Raw genomic sequence first — 20797 nt, forward strand, 5'->3', positions numbered from 1 at the left:
CGATGGTAGTCGGGGTTTCACCCCCGCAAGAGTAGGACGCCGCCATGCATTTTAAAAATAAACCCAGAAGATTAAATCTTCTGGGTTTATTTTTCGTCTAAAGACTTTATTTTAATTTTATTACGTTTTCCCTCTTCTTGAATCATACGATGAAGTTGGATAACGACAATCCCATTGCGGTAGGTCGCCTGCATGCGGTCGCCTCGTACAGGATAAGGAAGTTCTACTTTACGCTCAAACGTACCCTGTAGGATTTCTTCTTGTATGCACTGTTTCTGAGATGATTGAAGAGAAATGATGCCCCTGATTTCTAATATAGAGTAATCTACAAAGATATCTAAATCATCAAGGTTTTCTAATCCGGGGACGTTGACGAGTAGTAAGAGTTCATTATCCGATTTGTAAATGTTGATTTGAGGGATGGTAGGTTTCAGGATTCCCTCAAACTCTCCCCAAAAATCTTCACCAAAAAATCGGTCCATGTTCTGACGCCAGTTATTCATGTTTTGGAAAGGGTTCACCTTCACTCACTCCTTATGTCTATACTGATGATTAAAGTGTCTTCGTTTCCTTCTCTATTCCATTTATGACAAAAAAGAATGTAGAAATTAATTGAGAATTATTAATGGATTGCGCTATAGTGTATGCATAAGATGTAAAGTGGGTGAATGTCCCGTTTTTGGGGAATAAACAAGTATTATGTTCGACGGAGAGGAGTCGGTATAATTTTATGGAAAATCTGTTAGAGAATAGCTGGGCGATGGTATTGATCATTTTAGTGGTTAATATCGTCTATGTTTCGTTTTTAACCATTCGAACGATCTTTACCCTGAAAGGTCAGCGTTACTGGGCAGCATTTATTAGCGTATTTGAAATTACAGTTTATATTGTAGGACTTGGTCTAGTGCTTGATAACCTTGATCAAATCCAGAATGTCGTCGCCTATGCATTAGGCTTTGGTTTAGGGGTTATAGTAGGAATGAAGATTGAAGAAAAACTTGCTCTGGGCTATATTACGGTAAATGTAATTTCATCCAATCCAGATATTGAGTTTACTAAACAATTAAGAGACAAAGGATATGGTGTGACGAGTTGGTTTGCCTATGGCATGGAAGGTGATCGCCTGGCTATGCAGATCCTTACACCTCGTAAGTATGAGCTATCTTTATATGAAACCATTAAGAATATTGATTCTAAAGCCTTTATAGTGGCTTACGAACCGAAGCAAATTCGGGGCGGTTTCTGGGTGAAGCAAGTAAGGAAAGGAAAGTTGAATAAAGATGGGTAAACAAAAAAAGCGATTTACAGTTGAAGAAGGAGATTCCATCGATTCTGTTCTTAATATGATGAAAGAAGAAGGCTATATGCCAGTTCGTCGTGTAGAGGAGCCAATCTTCCAAGAGCGAATCGAAAATGGTGAGAAAAAGGTAGAGCCGATTGGTAGTAAAATCGTGTTCGACGCTGTAAAGCAGGATTGATACGAACGATGTTATAAAAATCAAATAAAACGTTCGGGAAAAAGTTGCTTTTTCCTATGACTATTGATACTATACCAGTAGACAGTCATGGTTTGTCCGAAGATGGGACAAGCTACGAACGTGACAAGTGAGCCTATTATCTTTTTCATCTATAGATAATAGGCACTTTTATTTTATGGGAGGATGATGATTGTGATCGAACGTTATACAAGGCCTGAAATGGGTGCTATTTGGACAGATGAGAACAAGTATAAAGCTTGGCTAGAAGTAGAAATCTTAGCATGTGAAGCATGGAGTGAACTAGGATACATACCATCAGAAGATGTACAAAAGCTTCGGGAACATGCCTCATTTGATATTAACCGAATACTAGAAATTGAGCAGGAAACTCGTCACGATGTTGTCGCTTTCACACGTGCTGTTTCCGAGACCCTTGGGGAAGAGCGTAAGTGGGTTCACTATGGTCTAACTTCGACGGATGTTGTTGATACTGCCTTATCCTATTTATTAAAGCAGGCGAATGATATCATACGTCATGACCTGCAGACGTTTATTGATATCTTAGCTGAAAAAGCTAAGGAACATAAGTATAGCGTAATGATGGGCCGTACTCACGGGGTTCATGCAGAGCCGACTACGTTTGGCTTAAAGCTTGCTCTATGGTACGAGGAAATGAAGCGTAACTTAGAGCGCTTTGAAATGGCAGCTCATAATATTGAATTCGGGAAGCTGTCAGGCGCTGTTGGTACTTATGCAAATATTGATCCATTTGTTGAGGAATACGTTTGTAAGAAGCTTGGATTGACGCCTGCTCCTGTCTCAACTCAAACGCTTCAGCGTGATCGTCATGCTCACTACCTTTCTACGTTATCCTTGATTGCAACATCTATTGAGAAATTTGCTGTTGAGATTCGTGGTTTACAAAAGTCCGAAACCAGAGAAGTTGAAGAGTTCTTTGCTAAAGGACAAAAAGGGTCTTCTGCAATGCCTCATAAGCGAAATCCAATCGGTTCTGAGAACATGACGGGTCTTGCAAGGGTTGTAAGAGGGCATATGCTTACGGCGTATGAGAACGTTCCTCTATGGCATGAAAGAGACATCTCTCATTCATCAGCTGAGCGCATCATTCTACCTGATTCTACGATCGCCCTTAATTATATGTTGAATCGTTTCAGTAAAATCGTGAAGAACCTGACTGTTTATGAAGACAATATGAAGAAGAACATGGATAAGACGTATGGGTTAATTTTCTCTCAACGCGTCTTGTTATCTCTTATTGATACAGGAATGTCTAGAGAAGAGGCATACGATCTTGTGCAGCCAAAAGCTATGGATGCATGGGAAAGAGGCATTCAGTTCCGTGAACTTGTTGAAGGGGATGATCGAATTACTAGCGCTTTAAGTGAAGAGAAGTTGGATGAGTGTTTTGATGCAACGTATCATTTGAAGAATGTTGACCATGTATTTGAACGAATTGGGTTAAGCTAAACCTTTTTACTCGAGTCTAGGAGTAGAAAATCAGGCAAGTATTAAAAAAAGCTATGGCATGTGCCATAGCTTTTTTAGTGTTTATTTCTTTATATTGGCTGCTTTTGCATCCTGATTTAAGGCGATCAGTAAGGACCAGCACATAAATAGGAGTATAAAGCAGAACGGGAAGGCGGAAACAATGGCGGCTGTTTGTAACGCACCGAGGCCTCCGGCTCCAAGTAGTACGGCTGCAGTAGCTGCTTGGATAATCCCCCAGCTCAATTTCACAACGTTAGGTGGGTTTAAGCTACCGTTTGTTGTTTGCATACCTAGAACGAATGTTGCTGAGTCAGCAGATGTAATAAAGAATGTGCTGATTAGTAAAATAGCGACAATTGTCAGGATAATTCCCATTGGCATTGTCTCAAAAGTTCCAAATAGTGCTTGTTCAGCACTTAGATCAGTTAGACCAGTGTTCTGCCCGCTTAGTTCTTGCTTAAGGCTTGTACCACCAAATACTGCGAACCAGAAAGCACTGAAGATACTTGGTCCAATAAGTACTCCCATGATAAATTCACGGATTGTACGTCCCTTTGAAACACGTGCAATAAATGTACCTACGAATGGAGACCAGGAAATAAACCAAGCCCAGTAGAAGACGGTCCAACCTTGAATCCACTCATTCTGATCCGTGCTAAGTGGTGCCATTTGGAAAGTCATCATTGGTAGGTTCTGAACGTAAGACCCTAATGTTGAAGTAAATGTATTCATGATAAATACAGTAGGACCTAATATAAGGGTCATAGCAATTAAACCAATTGCCAATACAATATTAGTATTACTTAAATACTTAATACCTTTACTCAAACCACTCCATGCGGAAATCATGAAGAGTACCGTTACTATTGCAATAATAACAAACTGAGTTAGTTTATTATTTTCAATTGGTGTGATGAAAGCTAGTCCACCAGCGATTTGTGTCGCTCCAAGACCTAGAGATGTTGCAACACCGAAGATCGTTGCAAATACAGCGATTACGTCAATGGTGGTACCAAGTGCGCCTTTCGTTGCTTTCTCCCCTAGTAAAGGTTCGAAAGTAGCACTGATGACACCTGGTGATTTACGACGGAATTTGAAGTAACCAATCGCAAGAGCAATTACAGTGTAGATTGCCCATACGTGGAAGCCCCAGTGGAAGAATGCGTAACGAAGAGCTTTTTTCGCTGCTTCTGCTGTTTCAGCATCTCCTGTAGGTGGTGTTGCATAGTGTGCTAATGGTTCAGCTGATCCCCAGAATACAAGACCAATTCCCATACCAGCACTAAATAACATAGCAAACCATGTAATGGTTTTATATTCTGGCTTTTCGTTCGGTTGCCCTAATTTTAGTTTTCCGTAAGGGCTGACTACTAAGTAAATTGAGAAGATGAGAAATATAGCTACAGTTAGTAAGTAGAACCAACCGAATCTTTCGGTAAGAAATCCTTGGATTTCGCTTGAAACCGCTTGTAAGTTGCTTGGTGATATCGTTCCCCAAAGAACAAAGACGGCTGAAATAGCGAGTGATATCCAAAAAACAGGCGTTACCTTATTCATCGAATCCCCTTCCTGATGCAAATGTAATAATTTGTTTAGTTTAAACTGTACATTTGGTATAAACGTTTTGTTCCGAATATAAGTGTAACATTTTTTTAAGAATCGTCAATAAGTAATTACTTTACTGGTATTTAGGTGGCAGTAATTGAATAAAATGGAAGCTGATTTAGAGGGCATATGGTGTCAGTAAGATAAACATACCCTCCCTAGTAGAATGTAAACCTTCACTATTAATATTATTAAAACGGGTTTGGTGGTTTGCTTGCTATTATCTGAATGTCTTCCATATAAGCTCCCTTATAATGAAAAACTAAATAATAGTAGTTTTCAATGGAAGCGAACGAAAACAGGTAATTAAATTTAAATGTTCGTGTATTGTTGATTTATTTTAGGAGTATTGTTAGAGTATAAGTATAAATTCAATAAACTAAAGTTAATGAACGATGTACCTCATATAATCTCGGGGATAAGGCCCGTAAGTTTCTACCTGACCACCTTAAATGGTCGGACTATGAGGGAAGATTGGACATACGTATACCCATTACGATCGATGTAAATGGATTCATTCGTGCGCCTATTATCTTCTCTCCATAGAGATGAGATAATAGGCGCTTTTTTAATAGGAAGAAACTAGAGTGAAGTAGTCTTTATTTTATAAATAGGAAAGGAAGAGTAGGAATGGCTGATGTAGGGGTAGTGATGGGCAGTTTATCAGACTGGGAAACAATGAAACATGCTTGCTCTATGTTAGAGAAGCTTGAAGTACCTTACGAAAAAGGAATCTTATCGGCTCACCGTACACCGGAGGATATGTTCAGTTATGCAGAAGGAGCGCGGGATAAGGGGCTTAAGGTCATTATTGCTGGGGCTGGGGGAGCGGCGCATTTGCCAGGTATGGTTGCTTCTAAAACCACCCTCCCGGTTATTGGAGTCCCTGTTCAATCGAAGTTAGATGGTTGGGATTCGTTGTTGTCGATCGTTCAAATGCCAGGTGGGATCCCTGTAGCTACCGTTGCTGTAGGTACGGCTGGTGCTAAAAATGCAGGAATTCTGGCCGCTGAAATATTGGCTGTATATGACCAAGAGCTAGCTAACCGATTATTAGCCTATCGGGATGAATTAAAAGAAAACGTTGAAGAGATGAGGGGGCAACTCTATGAATCAAGTAATTTTACCTAACTCCACCATTGGCATACTTGGAGGGGGGCAGCTTGGACGTATGATGGCTGTGGCTGCAAAGCAAATGGGATATAGAATTGCGGTTCAAGATCCTGCGGAAGATGGTCCGTGCGCTCAGCTTGCAGATATCCATATTCCTTATGCTTTAGACAGTCTTGAAGGAGCGAAGCAGCTTGCTGAAGTGAGTGAGGTCATTACGTATGAATTTGAAAATGTAGATCTTTCATTAGCTAAGTATTTAGTTGAACTAGGGAAACTTCCTCAAGGTGTTGAAGCACTAGAAGTTACTCAAAACCGTGGCCGGGAGAAGAAACGTCTAGAGCAAGCAGGCGTTCCTGTAGCTCCGTATCGATTGCTTGATGAAACAGATGATCTTGAAGAAGCGGTCGATACGCTTGGTTTCCCTTGTGTTATTAAAACGGTTGAAGGTGGTTACGACGGTAAGGGTCAGTTTCGTATAAGTAGCAAGGAAGATATGAGCGAGGCCAAGCGTTTCCTTCATGACCATGGAAGTTGCATTTTGGAAAGTTGGTTACCTTTCGATCAAGAAGTTTCTATCATCATGACAAGAGGGATTGACGGGGGAACTGCCATATTCCCTATGCCCGCTAATCTTCATGAACATCATATGCTCAGGGAAAGCGTAGTACCTGCGTCTGTCTCAAGCGAAGTATTGGATAAAGCAAAGACGTACGCGGTGCGTATAGCTGCCTACTTAGGCGTGGTCGGAACGTTTGCTGTTGAAATGTTTGTAGTGGGAGAGGACGTTTATGTGAATGAGATGGCCCCTCGCCCTCATAACTCGGGACACTTTACGATAGAAGCTTGTAACGTTTCCCAGTTTGAACAACATATTCGGGCTGTTTGCGGATTGCCTCTTCTAAACATAGACACACCTTATGCGGCTGTTATGAGAAATATTATTGGGACAGAGGCAGATGGCTACGGAATAAACGCTCATCATTTTTTAGATTGTCATGTTCACTTGTATGGGAAAGAAGAGATCAAACCAATGCGCAAGATGGGCCACGTGACAGCGATCGGTAAAACGGTAGAAGAAGCTAAAGAAAAATTAGATCAAGACCAGGTTGTTCCTGGTACCAGGGGGTAGCGAAATGAAAGGTTCATTGCTATACGAGGGAAAAGCGAAGAAGGTGTATTCCTTAATCGGAGAAGAGTATGAACTGATTCTGGAGTATAAAGATGAGGCAACGGCATTTAACGGGAAGAAACATCAGACATTTCGGGGGAAAGGTCGCTTGAACAATTTAATTTCAGCTCATGTATTTTCCTATTTAAAGTTAGCTGGAATTCCGACACATTTTATCCAAACGCTTTCAGATACAGAACAGCTCGTAAAGCAATCTCAAATTATTCCGCTAGAGGTCGTTGTCAGAAATGTTGCAGCTGGTAGCATGACACGTCGCCTTGGCTTAGAGGAAGGGACAGAACTCCCCGAGCCAATTGTGGAATTCTATTATAAGAGTGATGACCTCGATGATCCATTTATAAATGATGAACATGCACGCATGTTAATGAAAGTAGACCAAAGTGACTTGGACCATATCAAAGCAGCTGCCCACAAGATTAACAACCATTTGCAAGTCATGTTCAGTGAGATTGAGCTTCGATTAATCGACTTTAAATTGGAGTTTGGCCGCCTGCATGACGGTTCCATTGTGTTATCTGATGAAATTTCGCCTGACACGTGCCGCCTATGGGATCAGGATACAAACCGAAAAATGGATAAAGATGTTTTCCGGAATGATATAGAGGATCTTGTTGAAATCTATGAAATTATCTTAAAGCGTCTGGAGGCGATCGTTCATGTATAAAGTGTATGTTTACGTAACGTTGAAAGAGGGAGTTCTTGATCCGCAGGGGAAAGCGATTCAGGAGTCGATGCATTCATTAGCCTATGATGAGGTTGAGAGCGTTCGAGTTGGGAAGTATTTTGAACTGACAGTAAAGGATACAGGAGAGATTGATAAACGTGTAAACGAGCTGTGTGATCGATTGCTTGCCAATCCTGTCATTGAAGAATACCGCTATACACTAGAGGAGGTCGTTCCCAATTGAAGTTCGCCGTAATCGTATTTCCGGGTTCAAACTGTGACCAGGATATGTTTGATGCCATACGGACTCATTTAAAAGAAGATGTAGAGATGGTCTCCTCTGCTGCGACTGACTTATCTGCTTACGACGCTATCCTTTTGCCAGGTGGGTTCTCTCATGGAGATTACTTACGCTCAGGTGCGATGGCGAGTGTTGCTCCTGTAGTTCGTGCGATTAAAGAAGAAGCGGATAAAGGGACGTTTATTCTAGGCGTATGTAACGGATTTCAGATTCTTTTAGAAGCAGGGCTACTTCCTGGGGCCATGCTTCCAAATCGTGATTTAGCTTTCATATGTAAAACAGATCTCGTTTGTGTAGCGAACAATAATACGACATTCACCAATCTTTATGAAGAAGGAGCGACTCTGAAGCTGCCAATCGCTCATGGGGAAGGCAACTATTATTGCGATGAATCTACATACCGTCGTCTCGTAGACCATCATCAAATTCTATTTACTTATGAAAACAACCCAAATGGATCCGTCTATGATATAGCTGGTATTTGCAATGAACGAGGAAACGTTCTTGGTATGATGCCACACCCGGAACGTGCGGTTGAAGCACTTCTTGGTTCAGAAGATGGTTTGAAGTTATTTCAATCAATGGTAGCGAATTGGAGGGGAACCCATGTACAACACACTTGATTTGAGTCCATCACGCATTGAAGAAGAGCAGCTTTATAAGGAAATGGGACTGAGTGATTCTGAGTTTGCCCTGATGAAAAACGTACTTGGGCGGGTACCGAACTACACCGAAACAGGTCTTTTCTCCGTTATGTGGTCCGAACACTGCAGTTACAAAAACTCGAAGCCATTGTTGAAACACTTCCCGACGAAAGGTCCACATGTTTTACAAGGGCCTGGTGAAGGAGCGGGTGTCGTTGATATTGGTGATAACCAGGCTGTGGTATTTAAAATGGAAAGCCACAATCACCCTTCCGCTATTGAACCGTATCAGGGTGCTGCAACAGGTGTTGGTGGTATCTTGCGTGATGTGTTCTCCATGGGAGCTCGTCCGATTGCCTTACTGAATTCTCTCCGGTTTGGAGAACTAACCACAGAGCGAATGAAGTACTTATTTAAGGAAGTTGTACACGGTATAGCTGGGTATGGAAACTGTGTTGGGGTCCCTACTGTCGGTGGAGAGGTTCAGTTTGATCGATGTTATGAAGGCAACCCTCTTGTGAATGCGATGTGCGTTGGTTTAATTGATCAACAAGACGTTCAAAAAGGGATTGCGAAAGGCGTCGGCAATACGGTTATGTACGTAGGTGCACCTACTGGTCGTGATGGTATTCACGGAGCGACATTTGCTTCTGAGGAACTATCGGATGCTTCAGCTAGCAAACGCCCTTCTGTTCAAGTCGGTGATCCTTTTATGGAAAAGTTACTTATTGAAGCTTGTCTAGACGTCATCCACTGTGATGCTCTTGTCGGCATGCAGGATATGGGGGCGGCAGGGTTAACGTCTTCTGCTAGTGAGATGGCGAGTAAAGCTGGTACGGGAATCCGAATGAATTTAGACGACGTTCCACAGCGCGAGGAGAATATGACCGCTTATGAAATGATGCTTTCAGAATCTCAGGAAAGAATGCTTCTCGTCGTTGAGAAAGGGCGTGAAGAAGAAATTGCAGAGATCTTTGAACGGTACGGATTGCATGCGGTTTCGATTGGTGAAGTTATCGAGGAGCGGGTGTTACGACTAGAGCATGAAGGTAGAGTCGTAGCGGATGTCCCTGTAGACGCTCTAGCTGAAGAAGCGCCTGTCTATGAACAAGAAGAGGTTCAGCCTGCTTATATTGAAGAATACAGAGATATCAAATATCGCCCTGAAGTAGAAGATATGGGCGAAACATTAATGACGCTACTTAAGCAGCCTACGATTGCAAGTAAGGAATGGGTGTATGAGCAGTATGACCATATGGTTCAAACGAATACGGTTGTCGCACCAGGATCTGACGCAGCAGTGGTTCGTGTGAAAGGGACGCGGAAAGCATTAGCTATGACAACGGACTGTAATTCTCGCTATATTCATTTAGATCCGCACCTCGGAGGCCAGATTGCGGTTGCTGAAGCGGCCCGGAATATCATTTGCTCCGGAGGTCGTCCATTAGCACTGACAGATTGCCTAAACTTCGGCAGTCCAGAAATTCCAGAAACGTACTGGAAGATGAAGCAATCTGTCCTTGGAATGAGTAAAGCATGTACGACGCTCTCAACACCTGTAATTAGTGGGAATGTATCCTTGTACAATGAATCAAACGGAGTATCTATTTACCCTACACCTGTTGTTGGAATGGTTGGATTAATTGAAGATCTCTCGTACATTACGCGTCAAAGTTTTCAAGAGCGTGGAGATCTGATCTACGTAATTGGTGAGGCAAGTCCTGAATTCAGCGGAAGTGAACTGCAGAAGGTGTTAGAAGGTGATTACTTTGGACCGTGTCCGAAGCTTGATTTAGAAGTGGAGAAGAGAAGGCAAGAGGAAGTGCTTTCCGCCATTCAAAAAGGGTTCGTTCGATCCGCCCATGATGTTGCGGAAGGGGGACTTGGTGTGGCTCTTGCTGAATCATTATTTGAACACGACCTTGGTTGTGACATTTCCATTAACGGAGAGCCGCTCACGGAACTTTTCAGTGAAACCCAGTCTCGTTATGTAGTATCTGTACCAGGTGAACATCAGAACGCATTCGAAGCCCTCGTAAGCGATGCAGTCTATCTCGGGGTGGTAACGGATCATCAACATTACTGTGTGACACATCAAGGAGAAGACGTGATTTCTCTATTTACACCTGATCTTAAAAAAGCCTGGAAGGAGGCTATTCCGTGCCAACTGAAATCAAAGGATTAAACGAAGAGTGCGGTGTATTTGGCGTTTTTGGGCATGAAGATGCTGCGCACCTGACTTATTACGGCCTGCACAGTCTTCAACATCGTGGGCAGGAAGGGGCCGGTATCATTGCTACAGATGGGGAGCAAATGCGTCTTGAGAAAGGGCTTGGCTTGATCACAGAGGTGTTTGAGGAAAAGCAGTTTGATCGCCTTGAAGGTCATGGTGCCATTGGGCACGTGCGTTACGCGACACAAGGGGGCGGTGGATATGAAAATGTCCAGCCTCTTGTTTTCCGATCTCAGACAGGTAGTCTTGCTTTGGCGCATAATGGCAATCTTGTTAATGCTCATGCTTTAAAGCACCAGTTAGAAGCTCAAGGAAGTATTCTGCAAACGACATCTGATACAGAAGTCGTCGCCCACCTTATTAAGAGAAGTGGCCATTTACCATTAAAAGAGCGCATCGTGCAAGCTCTTGCTATGTTAAAAGGTGCCTATGCGTTCGTAATGATGACAGAAGAGAAGGTATTTGTAGCTCTGGATCCAAAGGGGTTGCGACCTTTATCAATAGGCAAGCTTGGAGATGCTTATGTTGTGTCTTCTGAAACGTGTGCTCTTGATGTAGTTGGAGCCGAGTATATAAGAGAAGTCGATCCTGGTGAATTGATTACGATCGATAAAGAAGGACTTCATTCCGACCGTTTCTCAGAGCCACTTCAGCGGACGCTTTGTTCAATGGAATACGTCTACTTCTCTCGTCCTGATAGCAACTTAGATGGAGTGAATGTACACTCTGCAAGAAAGAGGATGGGGAAAGAACTTGCGAAAGAAGCGCCCATTGAGGCTGATGTTGTAACAGGTGTGCCTGATTCTAGTATCTCTGCAGCGATTGGGTTCGCTGAACAGTCAGGAATTCCGTATGAACTCGGACTCATCAAGAATCGCTACGTAGGCCGCACATTTATTCAGCCGTCACAAGAACTAAGAGAACAAGGCGTAAAGATGAAGTTATCCCCGGTGAGAGGGATTGTAGAAGGAAAACGCGTCGTGATGGTGGATGATTCGATTGTGAGAGGAACAACAAGCCGTCGCATTATTCAAATGTTGAAAGACGCAGGCGCAAAAGAGGTCCACGTGCGTATCGGTGCTCCTCCACTTAAGAATCCGTGTTATTACGGCATTGATACGTCCACGAAAGCTGAGCTTATTGCAGGGCACCATAGTGTAGAAGAGATCCGTGAGATGATTGGTGCAGATAGCCTTGCCTTTTTGTCAGTAGAGGGGCTTCAGGAAGCAATAGGGTCGCCTCAAGATTCTCTTCGCCACGGACAGTGTCAGGCGTGCTTTACCGGAAGTTATCCGACTGAGATCTTTCCAAATACGGTTCATCCATATGAGAAAGTATAAGGAGGTGTTGAAATGAGAGAGTTATACAAAGAAGCGGGCGTAAATGTGGAAGCTGGATATGAAGCAGTAGAAGGAATGAAGCAACATGTCGCAAGAACGAAACGTGCTGGTGTAATGGGAGGTGTTGGCGGATTTGGTGGGTTGTTCGATTTAGCCAAGACGTCTTATCAAAACCCTGTACTCGTCTCAGGCACAGACGGAGTGGGAACAAAGTTAAAACTAGCGATAGATTTAAAACGACATGATACGATAGGGATAGACGCGGTGGCGATGTGTGTGAATGATATTATCGTTCAAGGTGCTGAACCATTATTCTTCTTGGATTATATCGCTTGTGGTAGAAACGTCCCCGAGCGGATTGAGGCTATTGTCAAAGGTATAGCAGATGGGTGCGAACAAGCTGGATGTGCACTGATCGGTGGTGAGACAGCTGAAATGCCAGGCATGTATAAAGAAGAGGACTATGACGTTGCGGGATTTGTTGTTGGGGCGGTAGAGAAAGATGAGCTCATTACAGGTGAAACCATACGTGAGGGTGACCGAATCATAGGTCTTGCTTCGAGCGGTATTCATTCGAACGGATACTCCCTCATAAGAAAGTGGATAGAGAATCATGACTTAGACCTTTCTGACCACTATGGGGTTTTTCCAGTGTCCTTTGGGGAAACGCTTCTTACTCCGACAAAAATCTATGCTAAAGCGATCAAGGCTTTGAACACTGCGATTGAGGTTAAAGGGATGGCTCATATTACAGGTGGAGGCTTTGAAGAGAACATACCAAGAATGCTTCCTGGAGGGTTTGGTGTATCTATTCAAAGAGGATCTTGGACGCCTCCGGTGATATTTGATTTTCTAATGGATAAGACCTCTGTATCGCCTGAAGAAATGTACAGTGTGTTTAATATGGGAATCGGTTTGGCGGCTGTGGTGCGTGAGGAGGATGTTGAAATGGCTCTTGCACAATTGGAGGAAGCTGGAGAAGAAGCATGGGTGATTGGTAACGTCGTCAAGGGAGAAGGAGTGGCGTACAGATGATGGGAGAACCAATTCCAATAGCCGTTTTCGCTTCTGGAAGTGGCTCGAACTTTGAAGCTCTCGTTGAGCGCGCAGGGGAGGGCCCGACCTACAATGTAAGTCTCTTGGTCTGTGATCAACCTGAAGCAGCCGTTATCGAGAAAGCAAGACGATTCGGCATAGACGTCTTCTCTTTTCGTTCTAAAGATTATCCTGACAAAGCCACATTTGAATCGGAGATCCTACAAAAGCTTAGGGATAAATCGATAGAGTGGTGTGTGTTAGCTGGATATATGAGATTAATCGGGCCTACTCTTTTGAGAGCATACGAAGGAAAGATTTTCAACATTCATCCATCTCTGCTACCGGCATTCCCTGGGAAAGATGCGATTGGGCAAGCCCTTGATGCAAAGGTGAAAGTAACCGGTGTTACTGTGCACTTTGTTGATGAGGGGATGGACACGGGCCCTATTATCGAGCAAATTCCTGTGCGAATAGAAGGAGATCGAACCAGGCTTCAACATGATATTCAGCGCGTTGAGCACGACTTGTACCCGACCGTCGTCAAACAATGTATTAAAGGGGAGAAAGCAACATGACAAAGAAAAAGCGTGCATTATTAAGTGTATCGAATAAAAAAGGCATTGTAGAATTCGCAAATCAACTTGCAACTATTGGGTATGAACTTGTATCTACAGGAGGCACGAAGCGTGCGTTAGAAGAAGCGGGGCTGTCTGTTCGTTCTATATCCGAAATTACCGATTTCCCTGAAATTATGGATGGAAGAGTAAAAACCCTTCATCCAAATGTCCATGCTGGTCTGTTAGCGAAACGGAACCAACGAGAGCATCTCGAGCAGCTGGATGATTTACATATTGGTTTAATTGATCTTGTCGTTGTGAACCTTTATCCCTTTAAAGAAACGATCTCGAAAGAAGGGATAACAGAAGAAGAGGCGATCGAAAATATTGATATTGGCGGACCAACCATGCTTCGTGCTGCTGCGAAGAATTTCGAAGGGGTTACTGTACTTGTAAACCCAGACGATTATGTTGAAGTACTCCCTTATCTAAAAGAGGACGAAGTTCCATACAATGTTCGTAAAAATCTAGCTGCCAAGGTGTTTAACCATACGGCAAGTTACGATACATACATCGCGAACTATTTCAATGAAATGTTAGAAGATGAAACGCCAGCTCAACAAACGAATACGTATGAACTTGTTCAATCGCTTCGATATGGAGAGAATCCTCACCAAGATGCCGCCTTTTATAGAGACCCTCTTTATAAAGGAGCGTCCATTGCTAACGCTGAACAGCTTAATGGAAAAGAACTTTCTTACAACAACATACAAGATGCCAATGCTGCATTATCTATGGTCCTTGACTTCACGCAACCGGCAGCTATTGCTGTTAAGCATATGAACCCTTGTGGCGTTGGGGAAGGTGACACCATTTATTGTGCATTTGAGCGTGCTTATGAAGCGGACCCGATTTCCATATTCGGTGGGATTATCGCAGTGAACCGTGAAGTTGATCGGGATACTGCTCTACGAATGAAAGAAATCTTCCTTGAAATTATTATCGCACCTTCTTTCTCAGATGAAGCATTAGAGGTACTAAAAGAGAAGAAAAACTTACGCCTGCTGAAACTTGATCTTAATCAAGAAAGTGGAGCATCTAAACTTGTCACAAGCGTTCGTGGTGGTGTGCTCGTACAAGATACGGATGAGGGGAATCTTAACGACGTATCCATCTCGATCCCGACTGATCGCCGTCCGACAAATCAAGAATGGGAGGACTTGCAGCTTGCATGGAAAGTTGTGAAACACGTGAAGTCAAATGCGATTGTTCTTGCCAAAAATCACCGTACCGTCGGTGTTGGAGCGGGGCAGATGAACAGAGTGGGAGCAGCGAACATAGCGATTGAACAGGCTGGCGATCACTGCCACGGTGCAGCACTCGGGAGCGATGCATTCTTCCCGATGCCTGATACGGTAGAAGCTGCAGCTAAAGCAGGTGTAACAGCAATCATTCAGCCTGGGGGATCTAAGCGAGACCAGGATTCAATTGATGCCTGTAATGAGCATGGCATTACGATGGTCTTAACAGGCATGCGCCATTTCAAACACTAAATAGGGGTGAGGTCATGAATGTATTGGTGATTGGTCGCGGTGGAAGAGAACATAGTATTGTTCGGAAGTTAGCGGAGAGTGAACGAGTGGAAACAATCTTTGCAGCGCCAGGTAATGCCGGGATGACAGAAGCTACTGCTGTAACGATCCCTGAACAAGATACTGCCGCTCTTGTCGATTTTGCTAAAGCTAATGAGGTCGCTTGGACGATTGTGGGTCCTGAAGTTCCTTTGCTAGAGGGTATTGTCAACGCTTTTAGGGAAGAGGGACTTAACATTTTCGGACCAACGAAAGAGGCGGCTCTGATTGAGGGAAGTAAGGCATTCGCGAAAGAAGTCATGGCAACTAGCGGTACACCGACTGGAGAGTACCGCACATTCTCTGATCAAGAAACGGCTATTTCATATCTTGATTCAGTAGACTTCCCAATTGTTATTAAAGCCAATGGACTCGCAGCTGGTAAGGGAGTCGTCATTGCAGAAGAGGAACAAGAGGCTCATCAAGCCATTTGCGGGATGCTTGGAGGAGAACAGTTCGGTGATGCTGGGAAAACGATTGTTATTGAGGAGTTTCTAGAAGGCGAAGAGTTTTCACTGATGGCATTTGTAGATGGGTGCGACGTGTATCCGATGATTCCTGCTCAAGATTATAAGCGGGCATTTGACGATGACAAAGGGCCTAATACAGGCGGAATGGGCGCTTATGCACCTTCTGAGAATATCCCCGCGAGTGAGGTGGAACGTGCAGTTGAATCGATTCTTAAACCGACAGCCGAAGCTCTAGTTGACCAGGGGCGTTCTTTTACGGGTATCCTCTATGCAGGTTGTATCTTGACGAAGGAAGGTGCAAAAGTCATTGAATTTAACGCCAGATTCGGTGACCCTGAAACCCAAGTCGTTCTGCCGCTATTAGAAAATGACTTGATGCAGGTAATTGAGGATGTAGTTGCTGGACGTGACCCAAAGATTCGATGGAAGAAAGCAACATGTGCGGGAGTGGTTGTAGCGTCTTCTGGGTACCCAGGTTCTTATGAAAAAGGGCATCCTCTGCCAGAACTTAAAGAAGATTCGGCTTCTTTCTCCATTTATGCAGGTGTAAAAGAGGATCAAGGCAGCCTCGTTTCAGATGGGGGCCGCGTTATGCTCGTCGGGTCTGTTCAACCTGATTTAGAGGAAGCGACGGCAAATGTATACAAAACTCTGCTCCCCGTCACGAGTCCGTATTTCTTTTTTCGGACAGATATCGCGCGTCATAAGACTATGTCTTCTTCTTCTGAATATAAATAAAGAGGATGGCAACAATACTTCCGATAATTGTGGCGATTACAAACGTCATATCGGTTAGGTATTCCATGATATTCATGACACTTCATTCCTTTCTATACGAAAAATTGGGCTGGCCCAGGCATTTGACGCTTGGGCCAGCTTTTTTGCATGTACAGTCGCCTGGGCTTTTCATTGGATCTGGCTCCGGGGGCTAGGGCCTAGCGCGATAAGCAATCTGACTACAGTTCGCTGCGCGAACTTCCGCCAGCTTGCTTATGCGGGCCTGCAGGATGCAGGTCAGTTCGGTGTTGGCACAGGACGTGCCGATTTTAACCGAACTTCCTCTTCTGATGGACAGTCGCCTGCGCTTTTCATGAGATCCAGCTCCGGGGGCTAGGGCCTAGCGCGATAAGCAATCAAACTGCAGTCCGCTACGCGAACTTCCGTTTGCTTGCTTATCCGTACGGCCCTGGGCAAGCCCCCTGCGCTTTTCATGATGGGTTAAACGTGCTCTCCTCATCTTCTTTATCCTGCTGGTTGTTCTTTGTTTCTTCCATCATAGCTACGACTGGGCAGTAGCGGACGATGCCTTCGGCTACTTTCATGGACGCTAGCATGATCATCATCCAGTTGCCGTCTCTCCAAGGTTTTCTTACCATTTTTGCGGTGGAGAAGCAGAGTAGTGTTAATCCGAAAGTGATGCGGATCATTGCGTTGATAATTCCGATGTTTGGACGTACCATTTTTTTTACTCATTCCCTTCAAAACGTTAATGCAGTAAATGTTTGCGTGTGTTACGATGGTAAAAAGATGACAAGCTTTGACATTCAATATAGATGGAGTGATGGACGATGAATGAACACCGTTACCGATGGCGCAATCGACAACTCCGTGAACATGTAGCAGTAGTAGATGGTACGCATGCTCCGTCGATCGTGTTAACCAATGCCACGTATTTAAACGTTTACTTAAAACAATGGATAGAAGCAAATATATGGATTTACGACGATCGCATTGTCTATGTGGGCGATGCACTTCCTGAGTCTAATAAGGCTACTGAAGTCGTGGACTGCGCTGGACAGTATATCGTTCCGGGTTACATCGAACCGCATGCCCATCCTTTTCAGTTATATAATCCCCACGGTTTAGCTCAATATGCATTACAAACTGGAACAACCACGTTAATCAACGATAACTTAGTGTTGCTTTTTTTATTACACAAAAAGAAAGCGTTTTCTTTATTGGGAGAATTGAATGATGTGCCGGCTTCAATGTACTGGTGGAGCCGCTTTGACTCCCAGTCAGCTCTTCAGCGAGAGGACCATTTTCTTAGTGATGAGGATGTTCACGATTGGCTTGAGCATGATGCTGTCATCCAGGGTGGTGAACTGACGGGTTGGCCGAGTGTATTAAAAGATGATGATCGTGTGTTGCATTGGATGCAAGAGACCAAGCGAAAACGAAAGCCTATAGAGGGGCATTTTCCTGGAGCTTCAGAGAAGACGCTGACGAAGATGAAGCTCCTTGGAACCGATTCCGATCATGAATCTATGACAGGGGAAGAGGTATGGAATCGAATCCGGCTTGGGTATATGACCGCTCTTCGCTACTCTTCCATTCGACCTGACCTTCCGCAGTTGTTAAAGGAGATGAAAGACTGGAACATTCGTGTATATGACCGGCTTATGATGACTACAGATGGTGCTACGCCATCCTTTTATGAACAAGGAATCATGGATCGCTGTATAGAAATTGCCTTAGAAAACGATGTGCCTGATTATGAAGCGTATAGTATGGCTTCTTATAATGCCGCCAAACACTTCGGAATTGATCATCGTGTTGGGAGCATCTCCCCAGGGTGTGTGGCTCACATTAATATTCTTAGCGATAAACATAAGCCAACTCCAACCTCCGTTATAGCGAAAGGAAAATGGGTGAAAAAAGATGGGCAAACGGTTGAACAGACTAATTCTTTCAATTGGGATGAGCATGATTTAAGCCCTCTGCAAATTAATTGGGATTTAACAGAGCGCGATTTGCAATTCTCTATTCCTCTTGGTTTGGAAATGGCAAACGAAGTTATTCTAAAGCCGTACGCTGTGAAGTCTGAACTTTCAGGGGAGCAGGCGGGTCCTGAGGACGAAGCGTTCTTAATGCTAATGGATAGGGAAGGTAAGTGGAAGGTAAATTCGATGATTAAAGGATTTACGAATTCGCTTGGCGGACTTGTAAGTTCTTATTCAAATACAGGGGACTTTATTTTTATTGGACAGAACAAGTCGGATATGGAGATGGCTTTTAAGCGTATGAAAGAGATCGGGGGAGGAATTGTGCTGGCTCACGAAGGTGAAGTTATATATGAGCTTCCTTTACCTATTGCCGGGATGATGTCTGATGAAGAAATGGGAACAATTATCTCTCATGAGCAACAAGTAAAGCGGATTTTAGGAGAGCACGGATATCCGTTTCAAGACCCTATCTATACATTGCTGTTTCTCTCATCTATGCATCTTCCTTTCATACGAATTACACCTAAAGGAATTATGGACGTTAAGAAGAAAGAGGTACTCTTTCCTGCAATAATGCGTTAAAATGTAACTAGGGTAAAGTAGTGAAGTAGTTTAAGGAAAAGGTGTGTATGAACATGCGTAAGTCGTTAGGCTGGGTGTTTTTACTCATGCTCTTTGTCGTGACGGCTTGTTCCGTCGATCAACTGGCGAATAAAGCAAGCGCAGTAAAGCCAGCAGAAGGCGAAGTCAAAGAGCACTCAAAGAAAGAAATGGAACAAACCATCGAAGAGACACCTGTATTGGAACAAGATCCGGAATTTAAGAATGTGTATCCCTTAACAGGTGAGAGAACGAATGACGATGTCAGTCATCGTATCATGGCCGTTATGGTCAATAATCATTCCTACGCCAGACCACAATCAGGTTTAAACGATGCAGATCTCGTTTACGAAGTATTGGCTGAAGGAAGCATTACAAGGTTTTTAGCCTTTTATCATAGTAACCAACCTGAAGTGGTCGGTCCTGTCAGAAGTGCCCGCGAGTACTACTTTACTATTGCAAAAGGGTACGATGCGATTTACTTGTACCACGGGGCAGCTGAGTATATTGAGAATCAGCTGAAAGCAGGCGCAATTGATCATTTGAACGGTATGTACTATGATAATGACCGGAATTTATTTAAAAGAGAAAGTTTCCGTAATGCTCCACATAACTCGTATATTCTTCTTGATGCTGTCTATGATGTAGCTAAACAAAAAGGTTACGATGTAACGAAGGATCATGAGCCCCTTCCGTTTTTGACTGAGGAAGAGATTCAATCCCTAAATGGACAGCAAGCATCGAACGTTACGATTACGTATTCAAACACACCACAAGAAACAGTCACGTTCAAATATAATCCTGAAGAAGAGAATTACGCACGGTTCAGCGACGGAGAAGCAACCGTAGATTATCATTCAAAAGAAGCCACTACGGTCGATAATATTTTTATAGTAGAAACAGGTCATCGTGTAATTGATAGTAAGTTACGCCGGGCCATAGATTTAAATTCTGGTGGGGACGGGTACTTGATTCAAAAAGGACAAGTACAAAAAGTGACATGGAAGAATGAAGGTGGCAGAATTTATCCTTTCAAAGATGGCAAAAAGCTAGGATTCGTTCCAGGTAAGACGTGGGTCAACATCGTACCTGATCAACCAGGCATCAGCCAGTCCGTTTCAATCACCTCGCAATAATAAAAGGAGTGTCGCACATGCAAATTGATAAACTAAGGGGTAAAGAATTAGATCAGCTATTTAAAGCGATCCTTACAATGGAATCAGTAGAAGAATGCTACAAACTATTCGATGACCTGGCAACAATGAACGAGGTTCAATCCCTTGCCCAGCGTTTAGAAGTAGCCCGCATGCTTCGCGAAGGATTCACGTATCACAAAATCGAAAACGACACAGGCGCATCAACAGCCACAATCTCTCGCGTAAAACGTAGCCTAAACTACGGAAACGACGCCTATGCAATGGCTCTAGATCGCATTCAAGAACCTGAAAAAGAAGACTAATTATGAGTGAGAAGGCTGCCCTTTATGGGGCAGCCTTTTTTTATGCAACTTTTTGTGAAGGTCTGGTTGAACCGCAAAGGCGCTGCCTCTTGATTCCTCATGGGGGAGGAGGGCTTGAGCCAGTCTCGGCGAACTTGAGCCGCCCGCCAAGCACTTGAGCCGGTCTGCCTGAACTTGAGCCAGAAAGTCGCGTTTCCTTCAAATCCTGGAGGGGACTTGAGTCAGTTTTTCTGAAACTCG

The 20797-nt window shown here is 43.7% G+C and carries 21 protein-coding genes and 1 riboswitch; of the genes, 17 read left to right on the plus strand and 4 right to left on the minus strand.

Annotated elements, in window-relative coordinates; translation table 11 throughout:
• Window positions 1-86: 86 nt before the first annotated feature.
• Window positions 87-521, minus strand: coding sequence for an Hsp20/alpha crystallin family protein (locus N780_RS18785; protein ID WP_036787798.1), 435 nt, complete (start codon window positions 519-521; stop codon window positions 87-89).
• Between the two features lie 209 nt (window positions 522-730).
• Here N780_RS18785 and N780_RS18790 point away from each other — a divergent pair, with 209 nt between their 5' ends.
• From N780_RS18790 to purB, 3 genes are all read left to right on the plus strand, one after another.
• Window positions 731-1288, plus strand: a complete 558-nt coding sequence (locus N780_RS18790) for a DUF2179 domain-containing protein (RefSeq protein WP_188655430.1) — start codon at window positions 731-733, stop codon at window positions 1286-1288.
• Window positions 1281-1478 (plus strand): NETI motif-containing protein, encoded by a 198-nt coding sequence (locus N780_RS18795; RefSeq protein WP_036787801.1) that lies wholly within the window; start codon window positions 1281-1283, stop codon window positions 1476-1478. Before N780_RS18790 ends, N780_RS18795 begins: the two co-directional genes overlap by 8 nt.
• Before the next feature lie 192 nt (window positions 1479-1670).
• The gene (purB, locus tag N780_RS18800) at window positions 1671-2966 is read left to right on the plus strand and encodes an adenylosuccinate lyase (protein ID WP_036787848.1); all 1296 of its coding nucleotides are present in this window, start codon (window positions 1671-1673) and stop codon (window positions 2964-2966) included.
• A gap of 81 nt (window positions 2967-3047) precedes the next feature.
• Here purB and N780_RS18805 read toward each other — a convergent pair whose 3' ends face one another.
• Window positions 3048-4544: a glycine betaine uptake BCCT transporter gene (locus N780_RS18805; protein ID WP_036787804.1), complete on the minus strand. Its 1497-nt coding sequence runs from the start codon at window positions 4542-4544 to the stop codon at window positions 3048-3050.
• A 430-nt stretch (window positions 4545-4974) separates the two neighbouring features.
• Window positions 4975-5076, plus strand: a riboswitch (purine riboswitch).
• A 146-nt stretch (window positions 5077-5222) separates the two neighbouring features.
• Between N780_RS18805 and purE the strand changes: the two genes are divergently transcribed.
• The 11 genes from purE to purD are packed head-to-tail and all read left to right on the plus strand — an operon-like array spanning window position 5223 to window position 16510.
• Complete coding sequence (gene purE / locus N780_RS18810; protein WP_036787806.1) at window positions 5223-5723, plus strand: 5-(carboxyamino)imidazole ribonucleotide mutase; 501 nt, start codon at window positions 5223-5225, stop codon at window positions 5721-5723.
• A complete protein-coding gene (gene purK, locus N780_RS18815) occupies window positions 5701-6834 on the plus strand; it encodes a 5-(carboxyamino)imidazole ribonucleotide synthase (protein WP_036787809.1) in 1134 nt (377 codons plus the stop codon). The genes purE and purK overlap by 23 nt, the downstream gene beginning before the upstream one ends.
• A gap of 4 nt (window positions 6835-6838) precedes the next feature.
• On the plus strand, window positions 6839-7558 hold the full coding sequence (purC, locus tag N780_RS18820; protein ID WP_036787812.1) for a phosphoribosylaminoimidazolesuccinocarboxamide synthase: 720 nt from the start codon (window positions 6839-6841) through the stop codon (window positions 7556-7558).
• Window positions 7551-7802 (plus strand): phosphoribosylformylglycinamidine synthase subunit PurS, encoded by a 252-nt coding sequence (purS, locus tag N780_RS18825; protein ID WP_036787815.1) that lies wholly within the window; start codon window positions 7551-7553, stop codon window positions 7800-7802. The genes purC and purS overlap by 8 nt, the downstream gene beginning before the upstream one ends.
• Entirely contained in the window at window positions 7799-8482 is a 684-nt protein-coding gene (purQ, locus tag N780_RS18830; RefSeq protein ID WP_036787817.1) for a phosphoribosylformylglycinamidine synthase subunit PurQ, read from the plus strand. The genes purS and purQ overlap by 4 nt, the downstream gene beginning before the upstream one ends.
• Complete coding sequence (gene purL / locus N780_RS18835) at window positions 8466-10688, plus strand: phosphoribosylformylglycinamidine synthase subunit PurL (RefSeq protein ID WP_036787820.1); 2223 nt, start codon at window positions 8466-8468, stop codon at window positions 10686-10688. The genes purQ and purL overlap by 17 nt, the downstream gene beginning before the upstream one ends.
• Window positions 10664-12076: an amidophosphoribosyltransferase gene (purF, locus tag N780_RS18840; protein ID WP_036787822.1), complete on the plus strand. Its 1413-nt coding sequence runs from the start codon at window positions 10664-10666 to the stop codon at window positions 12074-12076. The genes purL and purF overlap by 25 nt, the downstream gene beginning before the upstream one ends.
• 12 nt (window positions 12077-12088) lie before the next feature.
• Window positions 12089-13111, plus strand: coding sequence for a phosphoribosylformylglycinamidine cyclo-ligase (purM, locus tag N780_RS18845; RefSeq protein WP_036787824.1), 1023 nt, complete (start codon window positions 12089-12091; stop codon window positions 13109-13111).
• On the plus strand, window positions 13111-13689 hold the full coding sequence (purN, locus tag N780_RS18850; protein WP_036787850.1) for a phosphoribosylglycinamide formyltransferase: 579 nt from the start codon (window positions 13111-13113) through the stop codon (window positions 13687-13689). The genes purM and purN overlap by 1 nt, the downstream gene beginning before the upstream one ends.
• Entirely contained in the window at window positions 13686-15224 is a 1539-nt protein-coding gene (purH, locus tag N780_RS18855; RefSeq protein ID WP_036787828.1) for a bifunctional phosphoribosylaminoimidazolecarboxamide formyltransferase/IMP cyclohydrolase, read from the plus strand. Before purN ends, purH begins: the two co-directional genes overlap by 4 nt.
• A gap of 14 nt (window positions 15225-15238) precedes the next feature.
• Window positions 15239-16510, plus strand: a complete 1272-nt coding sequence (gene purD, locus N780_RS18860) for a phosphoribosylamine--glycine ligase (RefSeq protein ID WP_036787831.1) — start codon at window positions 15239-15241, stop codon at window positions 16508-16510.
• On the opposite strand, the gene N780_RS20335 is transcribed toward purD, so the two are convergent.
• Entirely contained in the window at window positions 16482-16586 is a 105-nt protein-coding gene (locus N780_RS20335; RefSeq protein ID WP_332307825.1) for an EYxxD motif small membrane protein, read from the minus strand. The two genes, purD and N780_RS20335, sit on opposite strands and share 29 nt — an antisense overlap.
• Window positions 16587-16980: 394 nt before the next feature.
• On the minus strand, window positions 16981-17232 hold the full coding sequence (locus N780_RS18865) for a YgaP family membrane protein (RefSeq protein WP_036787834.1): 252 nt from the start codon (window positions 17230-17232) through the stop codon (window positions 16981-16983).
• A 108-nt stretch (window positions 17233-17340) separates the two neighbouring features.
• Between N780_RS18865 and N780_RS18870 the strand changes: the two genes are divergently transcribed.
• From N780_RS18870 to N780_RS18880, 3 genes are read left to right on the plus strand one after another with little or no spacing between them, the layout of a single operon-like run.
• On the plus strand, window positions 17341-19080 hold the full coding sequence (locus N780_RS18870) for an adenine deaminase C-terminal domain-containing protein (protein WP_036787835.1): 1740 nt from the start codon (window positions 17341-17343) through the stop codon (window positions 19078-19080).
• A 53-nt stretch (window positions 19081-19133) separates the two neighbouring features.
• Window positions 19134-20234, plus strand: a complete 1101-nt coding sequence (locus N780_RS18875; protein WP_036787837.1) for a DUF3048 domain-containing protein — start codon at window positions 19134-19136, stop codon at window positions 20232-20234.
• 17 nt (window positions 20235-20251) lie between these two features.
• A complete protein-coding gene (locus N780_RS18880; protein WP_036787840.1) occupies window positions 20252-20557 on the plus strand; it encodes a YerC/YecD family TrpR-related protein in 306 nt (101 codons plus the stop codon).
• Window positions 20558-20797: the final 240 nt, after the last annotated feature.

The organism is Pontibacillus chungwhensis BH030062 (assembly GCF_000770675.1).
Classification (GTDB): Bacteria; Bacillota; Bacilli; order Bacillales; family BH030062; genus Pontibacillus; species Pontibacillus chungwhensis.